12 protein-coding genes are annotated in these 14,186 nt (G+C 44.0%); 2 read left to right on the forward strand and 10 right to left on the reverse strand.

Annotated elements, in window-relative coordinates; genetic code table 11:
• Window positions 1–149: 149 nt before the first annotated feature.
• Window positions 150–1,280 (forward strand): glycine cleavage system aminomethyltransferase GcvT, encoded by a 1,131-nt coding sequence (gene gcvT, locus G511_RS0121180; RefSeq protein WP_028471421.1) that lies wholly within the window; start codon window positions 150–152, stop codon window positions 1,278–1,280.
• 136 nt (window positions 1,281–1,416) lie between these two features.
• Window positions 1,417–1,995, forward strand: a complete 579-nt coding sequence (locus G511_RS0121185) for a sarcosine oxidase subunit gamma family protein (protein WP_028471422.1) — start codon at window positions 1,417–1,419, stop codon at window positions 1,993–1,995.
• Here G511_RS0121185 and G511_RS0121190 read toward each other — a convergent pair.
• From G511_RS0121190 to G511_RS0121235, 10 genes are all read right to left on the reverse strand, one after another.
• Window positions 1,988–4,336 (reverse strand): DNA polymerase II, encoded by a 2,349-nt coding sequence (locus tag G511_RS0121190; protein ID WP_028471423.1) that lies wholly within the window; start codon window positions 4,334–4,336, stop codon window positions 1,988–1,990. The genes G511_RS0121185 and G511_RS0121190 overlap by 8 nt on opposite strands.
• Before the next feature lie 8 nt (window positions 4,337–4,344).
• Entirely contained in the window at window positions 4,345–5,391 is a 1,047-nt protein-coding gene (gene mvaD / locus G511_RS23665) for a diphosphomevalonate decarboxylase (RefSeq protein ID WP_051222323.1), read from the reverse strand.
• Window positions 5,381–6,316, reverse strand: a complete 936-nt coding sequence (mvk, locus tag G511_RS0121200; protein ID WP_245574231.1) for a mevalonate kinase — start codon at window positions 6,314–6,316, stop codon at window positions 5,381–5,383. The genes mvaD and mvk overlap by 11 nt, the downstream gene beginning before the upstream one ends.
• Window positions 6,294–7,337 (reverse strand): mevalonate kinase family protein, encoded by a 1,044-nt coding sequence (locus tag G511_RS0121205; protein ID WP_036552645.1) that lies wholly within the window; start codon window positions 7,335–7,337, stop codon window positions 6,294–6,296. The genes mvk and G511_RS0121205 overlap by 23 nt, the downstream gene beginning before the upstream one ends.
• Window positions 7,337–8,506, reverse strand: a complete 1,170-nt coding sequence (locus G511_RS0121210) for a hydroxymethylglutaryl-CoA synthase (protein ID WP_028471426.1) — start codon at window positions 8,504–8,506, stop codon at window positions 7,337–7,339. Before G511_RS0121210 ends, G511_RS0121205 begins: the two co-directional genes overlap by 1 nt.
• Before the next feature lie 15 nt (window positions 8,507–8,521).
• Window positions 8,522–9,553, reverse strand: coding sequence for a type 2 isopentenyl-diphosphate Delta-isomerase (gene fni, locus G511_RS0121215; protein WP_028471427.1), 1,032 nt, complete (start codon window positions 9,551–9,553; stop codon window positions 8,522–8,524).
• Complete coding sequence (locus G511_RS0121220; protein WP_028471428.1) at window positions 9,553–10,587, reverse strand: hydroxymethylglutaryl-CoA reductase; 1,035 nt, start codon at window positions 10,585–10,587, stop codon at window positions 9,553–9,555. Before G511_RS0121220 ends, fni begins: the two co-directional genes overlap by 1 nt.
• A 123-nt stretch (window positions 10,588–10,710) precedes the next feature.
• Window positions 10,711–12,090 carry a TolC family outer membrane protein gene (locus G511_RS23670; protein WP_051222325.1) on the reverse strand — a complete coding sequence of 460 codons (1,380 nt, stop codon included), beginning with the start codon at window positions 12,088–12,090 and terminating at the stop codon, window positions 10,711–10,713.
• 21 nt (window positions 12,091–12,111) lie between these two features.
• The gene (locus G511_RS0121230; RefSeq protein ID WP_028471429.1) at window positions 12,112–12,735 is read right to left on the reverse strand and encodes a response regulator transcription factor; all 624 of its coding nucleotides are present in this window, start codon (window positions 12,733–12,735) and stop codon (window positions 12,112–12,114) included.
• Window positions 12,736–12,858: 123 nt separating this feature from the next.
• Window positions 12,859–14,184 (reverse strand): HlyD family type I secretion periplasmic adaptor subunit, encoded by a 1,326-nt coding sequence (locus tag G511_RS0121235; RefSeq protein WP_028471430.1) that lies wholly within the window; start codon window positions 14,182–14,184, stop codon window positions 12,859–12,861.
• Window positions 14,185–14,186 lie beyond the last annotated feature (2 nt).

Below are 14,186 nucleotides of genomic sequence, written 5' to 3' on the forward strand. Positions count from 1 at the left end.
GAGCACACACTCCCTCTACTTTCCTGCCAAACAATGGCAGACGCTTAAGGGGCAGCTAACTACTCTTAAAGCAACAATTCAAATGACGACTTAGCAATACCCTTATATAAACCCAATATTGTTTACTAAAAGATTTGTGGAGAAATAAAATGGCTGAGATTCAATCAGGTGATCTAAATAAAACGGCTCTGTTTGACCTACATGTTGAGCTCGGCGCAAAAATGGTGCCATTTGCGGGCTACGAAATGCCTGTTCAATACCCGCTAGGTGTCAAAAAAGAACATCTCCACACACGCACTCAAGCAGGTTTATTTGATGTTTCACACATGGGCCAGGTAAAGCTGACCGGCACTAATGCTGCGGCCGCCCTAGAAACACTCGTTCCTGTTGATATTATTGATTTACCTGTAGGTAAACAGCGTTATGCTCTGTTCACCAATACCGATGGCGGCATCATGGATGACCTCATGGTTGCCAACTACGGCGACTGGATCTATGTCGTTGTTAACGCGGCTTGTAAAGAGCAAGATATTGCTCATATGCGCGCCAACCTAGGCGATGGCATCGAACTAGAGGTATTAGATGATCGCGAACTTATTGCTATTCAAGGCCCCACAGCGGCGGCGGCACTGGCACGTATTCAGCCAGAAGTTGCTAGTATGGTATTTATGGATTCTCGTGAAATAAGCATCGATGGCGTTGACTGTATTATTTCACGCTCAGGCTATACCGGTGAAGATGGATACGAAATCTCCATCCCCTCTGCTGATACTGATCGTTTAGTACGCTTATTTTTAGATCAACCGGAAATTGAAGCGATTGGCTTAGGCGCTCGTGACTCATTACGTTTAGAGTCTGGTCTTTGCTTGTACGGCCACGATTTAGACAACTCTACAACGCCATTAGAAGGTAGCTTGATTTGGGCTATCTCACCTTGTCGCCGCGCTACTGGTGAGCGTGCCGGCGGCTTCCCTGGTGCAGATAAAATCTTGGATCAAATCACCAATAAAAACTGGACGCGCAAACGTGTTGGTTTATTAGGTGAAGGACGTGCCCCCATTCGTGAAGGTGCCGAACTATTTGACGCTGAAGGTAACAAGATCGGTATTGTAACTAGTGGTACTTACGGCCCTACGATCGAAGCTCCCGTTGCTATGGGCTATGTAGAAACAGCATTTAGCAAACTAGATACTCAGGTCTTTGCTGAAGTACGTGGTAAAAAATTACCAATGAGTGTTTCACGTATGCCGTTTATAGAACAGCGCTACTTCCGCGGATAAGCTTTAATAACGTAACTCTTTATAACCGTTAACCTTTTAACAGTTATAAAAACAGGTCGCGGTAAGTTCTACCGCGACTCTTTTCAACACACCTTGTATAAATCAAATCCAAATCAGCATCTTCCTGGAGAGCAACATGCATGAAAGCACGAGCCCTACGCCAACGAATCCTTTAGTGCATATCACCATAGGAACACACGTTAATCAGGAGAACCGCTTACAAAGTATTGTTGTACATGAACGCTCATTTATTGGCGAACTACAATTAGATTCTGACCCTGATAATACAGCGCTACTAATTGCTGTCGGCGATATGCTAGGTGTTAAACAACCCCTAAGCGCATGCCGTATCAGCTGCCTTGGGCAACTCGTTATTTTATGGCTAGATCACAACCGCTGGTTAGTTTTACGCTCCCCAGGCGAGCAAGCTCCTCTTGAACAGTTATTAGTTCAAATATGGGGACAAGATATAACACTCGGTGAGCATGATAATAAGCTCACCGCCCGCCTTAACGAGGCCGCGCTTATCTATTTACTCAACTCCAGTAATACACAAGAGTTTCGCACCGACAGCACGGACTACCGCCAAGTAAGCTTGGAGCATCTTCAGCAAGGCGATATCCAAATCCAATCAGTAGAAACAGCTGATAATTATGAAATATTGGTACGAAAAAGCTGTGCTGATACATTATTAAAGTGGTTGAACGTCAGCTAAACAAGTCTTGCTGCGTATCAATTAAGGCACCAAGTGAATCTTCTTTAAAACACAAAATAGCATCGACTACAGGCACTAACTGTTTCTCAACATAGTGCTCATAATCAATCGGCGAGCGCACCTGTTCAACCGGTTCAGGCCCACTGACGGTCATCACATAACTAACATGATGCCCCGGCTGATATGGGCTTTTAAGGCCACGTTGCTGCCAATACTTTTCTGCTTTTAGAGCCGCCTGAACATGTGGCGGTTTCATTCGCACATAAGCATCTAAGGGCTGGCGCAAACGGCGCCTATACACCAGCTGATCATCTAAACGCCCTTCTCGCAGATCGACAACGAGCTGCTTCAAAAAGATCTGATAAGGCTGATCACGAAATATCGCTTCATATAAACGCTGCTGAATATCACGTGCCAAAGGTGTCCAATCAGAGCGCACATTCTCTAACCCTTTAAACACCAATAGCGACTCACCACCGGGTAACTGTTGCAAACCCGCATAACGCTTCTTACTGCCCTTTTCCGAATGCCTCATTCGCGGCATAAGAAAACGACTAAAATGGGTTTCGTACTCTAGCTCAAGATAGTTTTCTGTATGAAAACGCTGTTGAACTTGTTCGGACCACCAGTTATTTAAATACTCAGCCAGCGCTTTGCCTTTCACATCGGCATCTGAGCAGCCCTCACCCAGTAAAACAAATACTGAATCAGTATCTCCATAAATCACTCGGTAACCAAAAACACGCTCAATTTCATCACGTGTTTGCTGCAATATCTGATGGCCACGCAATGTGATAGAGCCCGCCAAACGCTGATCAAAAAACCGACAAACGTTAGATCCCAATACACCATAAAAAGAATTCATAATGATTTTTATCGCTTGAGATAAGGACTTGTTATTATTCTTTTTAGCCTGATCACGAGCAGCCCATAACTCTTCGATAATAGTCGGTAAAATTGCGGTACTTTTACTGAAGATCGCACCGTTAAACCCTGGAATAAGATCATCATCAGCCTGGGACTTAAAGCCCTCAGCCAAGCCTGCCGGATCAATTTTAAAGGTACGTATGATGCTCGGGTATAGACTTTTAAAATCCAAGACTAGAACATGCTGATATAGACCGGGTTGTGAATCCATCACATAACCACCTGGAACATCCATACCACGCGCTCCCGAGGCATACTCAGGTGCCACATAGCCTCGCCTGTGCAATCGTGGGAGGTACTGAAAGTCAAAAGCCGCCGCAGAACCACCCACCTTATCTAAAGACAGTCCCGTTAAACGGGTCCGCTCTATCAGGTATTCCATGAGTCTTGTTTCGTCAAAAATATCCTGAACTAACTTACAATCTTCTAAGTTGTAACGCGCTAGCGCAGGCTTATCTTCACGATAAAGGCGCTGAATTTCAGCCCCTCTATCATTGGCCTGATGAATCAATTTACCACGCTTAAATAATTTCTGTGATACATACTCAAGGGAGTAACTTTCAAAGTGGTACGTAGCACCTTTAAGCGTATCGATGCCATCAATCACCAAACGCCCTTCCAGCCTGACATACCATTTACCCAGCTCAGACTGAACTACTCGCAACGATTGCTCATCACGCCCTAAACGCAAAGGCACTTTAAGCTTACCAGCACGCTCTGACAGCACACGAAAATCAAAACCCACCACATCCCAGCCGATAAAAATATCAGGGTCATATCGAATAACTTGACGGACAAATGCCTGTAGCAGCGTTCTTTCATCCGGGTAAAATCGTAGTGTGTCAGTATCTTCACCCTTTCCTCGCATCAACACTAAAGACAGATCAGCGCCATACAGGCCAATTGAATGAATACAGTCTGCTTGCATAGTGGTTTCCAGATCGACTGACAAAACTTTTAATTGAACGGGGAAGTCATAAGGCTTTAAACGGGGTACTGAAGATGAAAGAGATAAAGAAGCTGAGTTGCGGATAACTTCTACACCACCAAAGATAAAACGCTCCATGAGGAAACGGTCCACCGGGCGAATATCTTCTTCCATCATAGGAATAGACGCCAGCGTTAAGCGCTCAATCACTTCACGTTGTACTTTTAAAGAGAAGCAATAAAGACCGTGAACACCGCGTTGCTCAAGGTCATTTAATTTAACTTTATCAAGCCGCCAACCAACTAATGTACTAAGGCAGTCGTTAATTACCTCAATGGATTCATCATGTACAAAGAATACTGACTCTTGTGCGGGAATAGTAACAAGAGAAGCCCCTTGCGCAGTTTTAACCCAGTACCTGAGCTCAATACCACTGGGCTGGTCTTGTTGATGACGCGTTAAAACGAAACCAGTAAAAGTGCTCATCTATAGAGCTACGATGGCTCTTTAACCGTTGTTGAAGCACCTGACTCACTCGCTTCGAAAGGAGCAACAACTTCAAGCCCAGGGAATTCAGTTTCAAGAAGTGCTTGGTTTTTCTCTTGGAAAAGTAGTTTTAAATTTGGCCCAGCATCCATAGTGAAGTACACCTCAACACCTGCCTCACGTAAGGCCCATATTTTCTGCATCGCGGCAACTGAGTCGGGCTGCCAATAAAGCAATGGAGGCCATGAAGCAATCATAGTGGCATGCATCGACATGGCGTTATGCTCTGCAACAGCACCTAGCTCAGAGAAGCTCCCATCACTGAGTGCCTGATGTATTTTTTCTAGATCTTGAGCGGCCTGCGCAGGCCAGCTCTGGTACAAACTAGCGGTTTCTACTGTTCGCTTCATTCCAGAACGAGAATCCACGGCCTTCACAGCAGTGCTGACCTTAACTAAACCCACTCTCAAATCTGGCCAGTTCACATCTAAAGGAAACGCATGGCTATCCATACCATCTTCTTGCAGCCCCATACGCCACTCAACAAAACCACTATAAATAGAGCGAGAGGCACTACCACTGCCCATACGTGCAAATGCTGAAAGCACAGTATCAGGGAACTGTAATTGAAAATACTGATTAATGGCTAGAGTCAAAGCAGCAAACCCAGAAGCAGACGAGGCTAAACCTGCCGCTGTTGGGATATTATTTCGCGTATCGATAATCACCGGATAAGACTGATCTCTTCGAAATAAACCAACAAAGGAGACTACTTTACGGGCAAAAGGAGACTCGACAGGTAACAACTGCCCATTAAGCATAACCTGATCTTCACCTGTTTGAGACGGGTGTATTTGAGTACGCGTTCCCAAATGCGCCAATGAAATCGATAAGCTCGAATTGACCGGCAAGTTTAGCTCGCTCTGTCTTTTACCCCAATACTTACATAAGGCAATATTACTAGGCGCAAACGCTTCTGCTTGGCCAGCGGCTATTAATTTTTTAGGCAAATAGCGAGCGACGATATCAGCTTTTGTAAAGTTCTCATTCAACATAACACTCAACTCCTACGCCACTGACAGCAACGGGTATCATTTCGTATGGTAAGGTTAAAGAATCGTCTGTGCCCAATGCAATCACACAATCCCCCAAACCCGAACCCGAAATTTTTGCACCAAGGACAGCCTCAGATTTTCGTAACGAGTAGATAATGTCGGACAGCACCGAATCGTTCACTCCTAGTGCGTCCATTAGTCCTTGATACATATCCATTAACAAACCGAGTTCTTCCCAGTTTTGTTTCTGAATCGCATCTTCTGCTTTAATGGTAGTTTCATTCATGAGCTGATAAATAGCGGTATAAAGCTCCGGTAAAGCTTCTGTCTTTTGTGCCACAATTGCTAACACGTCAGGTGTTTTCGTTTTATAGCCAGCATAAAATAATGAAATAGGCGGCAAACCATTAAGCGCCGAGATATGTCGTGGCTCAACCGTGTAACCGATAAGGCCACCATACACACTTGCCGCTAAGTCTGTACCAGAACCTCGCCCTTGCACGCCATGAACAACCGCTAAAGCTCGATCAAACAACTGTCGTTTTGTTAGGTTCTCTTGGCAATATTCAGAAACCGCTTTCACTACCGCTGTGGTAACCGCCGCAGAAGAACCCAAACCCACCGTATGTGAAAATTCAGACTGAATATCCAACTCAAAACCATATTGCAGCTCTTCAACTACCTGCCCAATAGCAAACAACACAAAGCTTAGCCTTGAATCGGTTTCCAAATCATCAAGAGTAGAACAGTAATCAGCCAGACTAGAGCGGATCAACACCGATCTATCTGATCGAGGAATGAGTGTGACCTGTATACGCTTATCAACTGCACACGCGATTGCTCTATGGCCAAACAACACCGCATGCTCACCCATCAGCATAATACTGCCGGGCGCTGTAACTTTAATCACCGATGTAGCGTGCACCTAACTTATCCTCCTCAACTTTCCCCCAAAGATATTGAGGAAAGTCATCCATCAACGTATTTACCACCTGTTCAGGAAGAAAAGCCAGCACTAAACCACCAGTTCCCCCTTTATGCGCTCCCGCTCCACTTATTTTCGCCGCACCACCACTCGCCTCTATGCGCTCAACCAATGCTTTTGCTGAATCGGGAACAACACCTATTTGACATAACAAACGATGATTTTCTTTAACACAATCGATTACCGTAGCTTGATCAGCCAGATGACTGATCAAGCTAGTCGTCACATGTGAAAAATCATTCCACAGCTGATTATCATCCTCAAATCGGCTTCTTACATGCTGAACACATTCACCGGTACTTACCTGAGGTTTACCTGTAAATATCCAGTACCAACCATCACCTAAACTAACATCAAGCTGACTTACATTACCGTGATGAATATGATTCATGCCACCATAGGTAACCGCAGCGGCATCAATAGCACTACCACGCCCATGCTGTAACCTTTCACAAAACCTTACCATTTCAAAACGCTGATCTATACCTAATGGCTTTTCAAGCAAATGCTCAAAAAGTACCAGGGTTGCCGCTATTGCTGAAGCAGAAGACCCCATACCAGAACCCAATGGCAACTCGGTTGTACTAGATAAACGCCCCGGCAACGGTAAATAGCTTTGAGTGGAAGCACGCCCAGGAACCGGTAAATGATGTACCAACGAAGACAAGGTATACATCAACAGATCATCAGGCTTTGTTAGAATATTCTGGATAGGTAGTAAGCCCTGCGCAAAGGACTCAAAACGAGAGTCGAGCTTTTCTTTTAACGAGCCAAGCGCATGCAAAGGGTAGTGAACACCTGAAGATATACCAGCAAAAAGAGTATTTATGGTGTTACTTTCTGTTAATGGTTTAAAGCTAACCGTGGTATGTTTTTGAATGGCTACGGCAACCGCCTGTGCTCCGTAGACAACAGAGTGTTCGCCACTCAGTATAATTTTCCCTGGAGCACAAGCACGCATCAAATAGCTACATATTCACGCTTATGATGAGAAATAGCGGCAAGACGAAAACGCCCTTGTGTATCCGCCGATATAGTATGAACTTCACCATCTCTAGGATCCGGTGCTTTATAAAGGTTTAGATATTCGTCATAACTCACTTCTTGACGTTTATCTAGCATTGCTCGATGCAGGTCTGTAAACAAAAACTGCTGGTAACCTTCAACAACTTTTCCTGAGAAAAACTCAGAGACGCACCCCGAACCATAACTGAAAAAACCAACCCGTTTATCGGCTAAATCTTGCTGGCAATTCTCCAACAACGATGACAAACCAATATACATGGAGGCGGTATAGCTATTACCAATGATCCGATTATAAGACAAGGTATCAGTTATTTGCTGCTCTAAGCCACTGGCATCCAGTTCACTTTTGTTTGCTTTGGCCAAATGTTGATGCGCTTTTTGCGCCATGCGGCTAAAAGGAAGGTGATAACAAAAATGCGTAAAATCATTGAACGTTAAAGAGCTGTTCTCTCGAAAGTCTTCCCATGCTTTTTTCAATGCTTTAAGATAAATTTTTGTCGAGTACTTACCATCTACTAATGCAGTTTTACGGTAGTTTGGTCGCCAGAAATCCATGACATCTTCAGCATAATTACCCACTTCAGGGTCTATTGCCAACACTCGCGGCTGAGACGTCACCATCATAGCAACAGCACCACATCCCTGCGTTGCTTCACCTGGCGTATTAAGATCATAGCGCGCAATATCTGATGCGATAACCAAAACTTTCTTTTCTGGTTGTCTAGCAACAAGTGCACATGCCATTTGGATAGCTGCTGTCGCGCTGTAGCACGCTTGCTTCAGCTCAACTACTCGGCAGTTATTATTCAAGCCCAAAAGGCGATGAACATAAATACCCGCCGCTTTAGACTGATCTATGCCTGTTTCAGTTGCAAATAACAAGGTAGAAACCTGCTCCGCCTCACCATTCTGTACAAGCGGGTAAGCGGCGTTTGCAGCCATGGTCACGATATCTTCATCGTGAGCAGCCATACTCATTTTCTCTTGGCCAATGCCTTGATAATACTTATCAGGGTCGGTCTCTTGGACCTTAGCCAGCGTTCTCAAATCAAGAAAATAATTTGACGTATAAAAACTAATTTGATCGATACCAACAGATGACATATTTGAATATGTTCCTCAACGCTCTTCAAGAATAAGAGACTCGTTCCTGAATAACGACGCCACATCAGGCATTCCCAGTAAAAACATCGCTGTTACAAATTCGCGGCGTAAACGCTCGATCACATTTATAACAGCTTCTGCCGACTCCATGGCGGGATGTAATAACGGAGCCGCCACTCCACAAATTGAGGCGCCGAGTATAACAGATTTCACCATATCAATCCCATCCCTTACACCACCACTCGATACAAAAGTAGCTTGCGCTTGATATGGAGCCATTAACTTAAGCGCTAATGGTGTTGGAATCCCCCAATCTTGAAAGGCAAGCCCAAGATCATCCTGCTTATTTAGTCGACGCTGATGCTCAATACGGCTCCACGAAGTACCACCACTACCAGCGATATCAAAATACTCAACACCCGCTTGCAAGCCAAGTTGCACATCAGCAGGAGACAACCCAGCGCCGACCTCTTTAAGCATGATTGGTACTGATACATCCGCACGCACTTTAGCTATTTTTGCCGCTAGGTTTTTAAAATTAGTATCGCCTTCAGGCTGCACAGCTTCTTGCAAAGGGTTCAAATGCAGATATAACGCATCTGCACCTAAAACATCAATGGCCTGCTGACATTCTTTCACAGCAAAGCCGTAATTAAGCTGCACTGCGCCAACATTGCTAATCAATACCGTTGTCGGGGCATGCTGGCGTAATTCAAAGCTACTACCTGCTAACTCATCAACGAACATAACTCGCTGAGAGCCTACAGCGAGCGCAACACCACAATGCTCAGCAGCAATGGCCAAATTAGTATTAATTTTTCTAACAAGGTCATGATTACCTCCGGTCATGGAGGATATCAGCAATGGGAAACTCAACGTTTTCCCGAACATCTGTACAGATGAGTCAACATCAGCGAGGTCAATTTCAGGCAAAGCCCGATGCAACAAATGAATCCGATCAAAATAGTGCGCATTTCGCTCTATCGCTGGGTCACGATCGAACGCACGAATGTGCTCAATCTTTCTGTCATTCGTTGAATCAGTCATCACCGCTCCAACTTCAGGTGTGCTTCCATCAATTCACCAGGATTGGTTTGAGCTGCTAGTAATGAGAGCTCGCCACACAACACAGTAGCAGCACAAATAGCCGCTAAGCGACGGGCATTTTCACCGGCTTCGCGAGAGTCTTTACAACCAAGTTTGGTGAGGTTTTCTTCAACAAACTCCAAACCTTTACCATTACCGACACTACCCACAATTATATTAGGCAATGTGCAGGAAAAATACAGATCACCCTCACGCACTTCGGCATGAACAATACCTTGAGAACCTTCAATAATATTCGCTGCATCCTGCCCTGTTGCCAGATAAAAACCCAATAACATATTTGCAAAATGGGCATTTGCACTGCGCAAACCACCTGCGATCATTGTACCGATCAGGTTCTTTTTAATATTCAGATCAACAATTTTTTCTGGCGTAGTTAATAAACGACGCTCGCATAACTCCCGCGAGATAATGATTTCGCTTACAACATACTTACCACGCCCAAGGATACCGTTAACCGCTGTGGCTTTTTTATCTGAGCAGTAATTCCCAGAAATCGAAGAATAACGTAATTGAGGATACTCACTCAGTAACCAAGGAATAATCTTATCAGCTGCATTGGTCACCATGTTATGGCCCGATGCGTCTCCGGTATTAAATTCGAGGCGTAGATAAATTAAATTACCGACTATCTGGCTATGCATGTCTATTAGTTTTGCAAAGCGACTCGATGTGGATACCACCCCATTTAGATCATCACGTCTGGATTTAATCGACTCTATCGCCAAGTGTGCGGCTAACGCATCATCTGCTTCCAGCAATACTGAACGGGTCATACGCTCATCAATCACTGTCGTTTTAATGCCTTCTGTCAACACAGATACTCGCGCACCACGACCAACAGAGTGCCACAGCGGAGTTTCATAAGTTGCTAGAGGTATAGATAGCTTCTCATTTAAGACATGCCCTGATATTTTCAGAGGCCCAACCCAGCGCATTGGTACAGGCGCCTGTAAAATTTTATGTGATTTCATAATGACCTATATAAACGAAAAAGGGTTGCTTCGCAGCAACCCTTCCAAAGACTTCAAGCACGCGCGATTTTATCGACGATACCTTTATATTGCAAACGCACTTAATGATGAGGCATGTGATCCCTATCTATATAGCAGCTTTTTTTCAGCATCACGCGGGGGGATAACCCGCGTATCATCGCCTTCCAGCGAAGTTGACGCTAAAGGCTCCAGGTCAACTTTAAGCAGCTCTAACATTTCACCCATTCCATTGAGTAAACGGTATTGCGCAATCAAGTAATCATACTTCGCCGCTATCATCGAGTTCTTAGAGGAGAACACTTCATTTTCTGTATCAAGAAGATCAAGCAATGAGCGCTGGCCAATATTAAACTGCTTCAAATATGAATCACGCGTTTGAGTGCTTGAATCAACATGCTGCCTAAAGAAGACTAACTGGCGACCCAGAATTTCGTAAGCGTTCCAAGAAAGCCCGACGCTCTCAACCGTTTGGCGCTCAGCATTGTTCTTAATATCTTTTGCTTCATTGATCTGATGACGTGTTTGGCGAATTCTCGCTTTATCACTGCCACCATTATAAAGGTTATAACGTACTCGAAACATCGCCGTTAAGTCTTCATTATCGCCTTCAACACCATCAATGTTACTGTTCCAGTTACGATCAACTTCAAAGTTCAACTTTGGATACAGCAAACTACGCGCAGAATCATATTGAGCTTCTGCGGCCTGCACGTCAGCATGCGCTAGCTTTAAAGTAGGATGATTAACGATAGCCCTTTTAATGGTAGCTTCTTCATTTTCAGGTAAAGACTCAAGACTAAACTCAGGCACTTCAAGCTCTTCAGGTGCTTTTTGCCCCACTACACGCAGATAAGATGCCTGAGCATCACGCATATTATTCTCAGCAGAGAGCACATTTACTTCCGCCAGAGCAAGACGGCCTTTTGCTTGTTGCAAAGAAGCCCTAGTCCCTAACCCTGATTCTGAACGCTTACGAATTTGTTCATATACTTTGACATGGTTATACAATGTCACGTTTGCCTGATTGCGTAATTCATTACGCTTGATCACTTCGATATAAGCCCGAGTGGCTTCCAAAGCTTTTTCTTCAGCCACCTCTCTCAATCTATGATTACCTGCCTCAAGACGAAAAGCATGACGATCAACTTCACTACCAGTCAAAAAGCCATCAAATAGCATTTGCCGAAGGCTAACGCTCGCTTCTCGTCTTTTTAACTCCACATCACCACCGATGGCGTTTACCGTCGCCGTATTTTTTGTCCACTCGTACCCCACACCAGCAGCAATATCAATTTTGGGATAAAAGCCTCCTCTTGCCTGACGCACCTCTTCAAAAACAGCGTTACGTGCATCCATGCTACGCTTCACTTCAGGGTTAGACAAAACAGCACTGGTTACAACTTCTTCTAACTGACTCGCATAGGCATTTTGCACTGAACCAACGACAACAGCGAAAGCAAGCAAGGTCCTTTTTAGTATCACACTACTCTCCAGAATAATTATTTATGCTACTTGATGCGTTAACTTTAAAACGAGTAACAAGCGATCTTTTGTTCCAGTTTTCTTTAAAAGTGCAGCCACATGCGCTTTCACAGTTCGTTCTGTAATGCCTAATATACGAGCTATCTCTTTATTTGAAGCACCAGTAATCAAACTATTGAGTACTTCTTCTTCTCGGTCTGTGAAACCATAACTTACAGAGCCGCTTACATTAGAGGCAGGCTTTGGCTTAGAAGCGTTACCTAAGTATTGTTTAAGCAACACTTGTGTTATTGAGGGGCCAGCCCAAATATCATTATTCTCTACAACATTAAGCAGCTCATTAAATAACGATTGTGCCACATAAGTGTTAATGTAGCCGCGAAAACCTTTTTCTAAATACTGAAGCCCTTCAGCATCACTCGGATAGTCACTCATTGCGACCCATTTAATATGCGGGTTTAGCACACATAACTTATCAGCAGTATCACCACTTAAAGCACCAATGTGCACAAGACCACAACCGGGCTGACTAACCCTATGCAATAGTAGTTGATCTAACTCAAGCACTTCAACACTGTTCTTCCCTGCATATGCAGTCCAGCGAGCCACGACTTCCTTATTGGCGGAAACAATATACAGTTTCATCTTAATATTCCGTTAACTACAACTATCACAAAAGCATAGTTGAAAAACTGATATTCGCCATCTTTAAATATACCTTTGAATATAAGACCAATAGATAAAATCACTGATAATAGTCTAGTAAAATTAACGCTCGGTTAATGCACGGCTTTTACCTTTTAGAATAGGTTTGAGTAGATAATCCATTACCGTCTTCTTGCCTGTCATAATATCCACGCTCACCGTCATACCACTAATAAGCGGTAATAAGGCTTCATTCTTACCAATATAAGGCTTATCTGTTTTTAGGCGCACAATATAGTGCGGTTCACCATCTTCATCTAATATAGTACTCGGGGACACAAAACTTACTTCTGCATCAACCCCACCATATATACTAAAATCATAGGCCGATACTTTAATGACTGCTCTTTGCCCCGCATTAACTTTGGCAATATCAGAAGGTTTTAATTTAGCTTCAACTAAAAGAGTATCTTCCCATGGGATAATATTAATGAGTTCATCCCCCGGCTGGATAACTCCTTCAACTGTATTTATTAGCAACTGCTTAACCGTTCCTTTAACAGGCGCACGCACTTCAGTACGTGTAATTTTATCCTGCATGCCTCCCAGAGACTCTTTTAAGCGTGCCGCTTCAGATAAAACCTCATTCAACTCAGCCCTAGCTACACTAATAAACTGCAACTCCGCTTCATCCAACTTTTTCTTGGTTTCATTTAACGATGATGTAATACGCGGAATACTAAGACGAATACCATCCAGCTCACCGCGCAAGTCATTAACTTGACGCCTTAAACGCAAAAATTCGACTTCAGAAATAACACCTTCTGCAACCAACGGCTGAGTAATTTTTACTTCTCTATTTAATAATCCATAACTACGAGATAATTGAGTTTTCTTTGATTCAGCTTGACGTAACTCCTGGCGCTTTTGATCGACTTGCTGCCCAAGAATATCCAACGTCGCTTTTAGTTCGTTATTTCTTGCTACGTAAAGAGTCTGCTCTTGGGTGATTAAAGAATTATATTCAGGCGGAAAGCCCTCAGGAATAGAAAACGCTTGCGAGGCAGCTTCAGCTTTTAATCTAGCCGCCTTTGCCAACAGCTCTAGTTCGCGCACCTTATTCTCTTTAAAGGAGCTAGCAAAGCGTGTGTCATCTATACGTAATAAGATCTGCCCCCTCTCTACAAGGTCTCCCTCTGATACAAGGATTTCGGAAACAATCCCGCCTTCTAGATTCTGAACCACTTGCAGCTGCTTAGAAGGGATTATTTCTCCCTCACCTCTGCTTATTTCATCCAGCGTGGCCCAACTAGCCCAAGCAATGGCAATACATACAAAAGCCAGCATACTCCAAAGCAGCAATCGAGCGCCTTTAGGCGTTTGCTCCAGCATGGCTTCGCTCACACTCGGCATATATAACAAATCATCTGTGGATAATTTTTGACTCATAA

It is taken from the genome of Neptunomonas japonica DSM 18939 (genome assembly GCF_000422765.1).
Lineage (GTDB): Bacteria > Pseudomonadota > Gammaproteobacteria > Pseudomonadales > Balneatricaceae > Neptunomonas > Neptunomonas japonica.

What these genes read in the sequence shown, in the direction of transcription:
- gcvT (WP_028471421.1), top strand. Translation starts at nt 150, where the DNA reads ATGGCTGAGATTCAATCAGGTGATCTAAATAAAACGGCTCTGTTTGAC.
- G511_RS0121185 (WP_028471422.1), top strand. Translation starts at nt 1,417, where the DNA reads ATGCATGAAAGCACGAGCCCTACGCCAACGAATCCTTTAGTGCATATC.
- G511_RS0121190 (WP_028471423.1), bottom strand. Translation starts at nt 4,336, where the DNA reads ATGAGCACTTTTACTGGTTTCGTTTTAACGCGTCATCAACAAGACCAG.
- mvaD (WP_051222323.1), bottom strand. Translation starts at nt 5,391, where the DNA reads ATGTTGAATGAGAACTTTACAAAAGCTGATATCGTCGCTCGCTATTTG.
- G511_RS0121205 (WP_036552645.1), bottom strand. Translation starts at nt 7,337, where the DNA reads ATGCGTGCTTGTGCTCCAGGGAAAATTATACTGAGTGGCGAACACTCT.
- G511_RS0121210 (WP_028471426.1), bottom strand. Translation starts at nt 8,506, where the DNA reads ATGTCATCTGTTGGTATCGATCAAATTAGTTTTTATACGTCAAATTAT.
- fni (WP_028471427.1), bottom strand. Translation starts at nt 9,553, where the DNA reads ATGACTGATTCAACGAATGACAGAAAGATTGAGCACATTCGTGCGTTC.
- G511_RS0121220 (WP_028471428.1), bottom strand. Translation starts at nt 10,587, where the DNA reads ATGAAATCACATAAAATTTTACAGGCGCCTGTACCAATGCGCTGGGTT.
- G511_RS0121230 (WP_028471429.1), bottom strand. Translation starts at nt 12,735, where the DNA reads ATGAAACTGTATATTGTTTCCGCCAATAAGGAAGTCGTGGCTCGCTGG.
- G511_RS0121235 (WP_028471430.1), bottom strand. Translation starts at nt 14,184, where the DNA reads ATGAGTCAAAAATTATCCACAGATGATTTGTTATATATGCCGAGTGTG.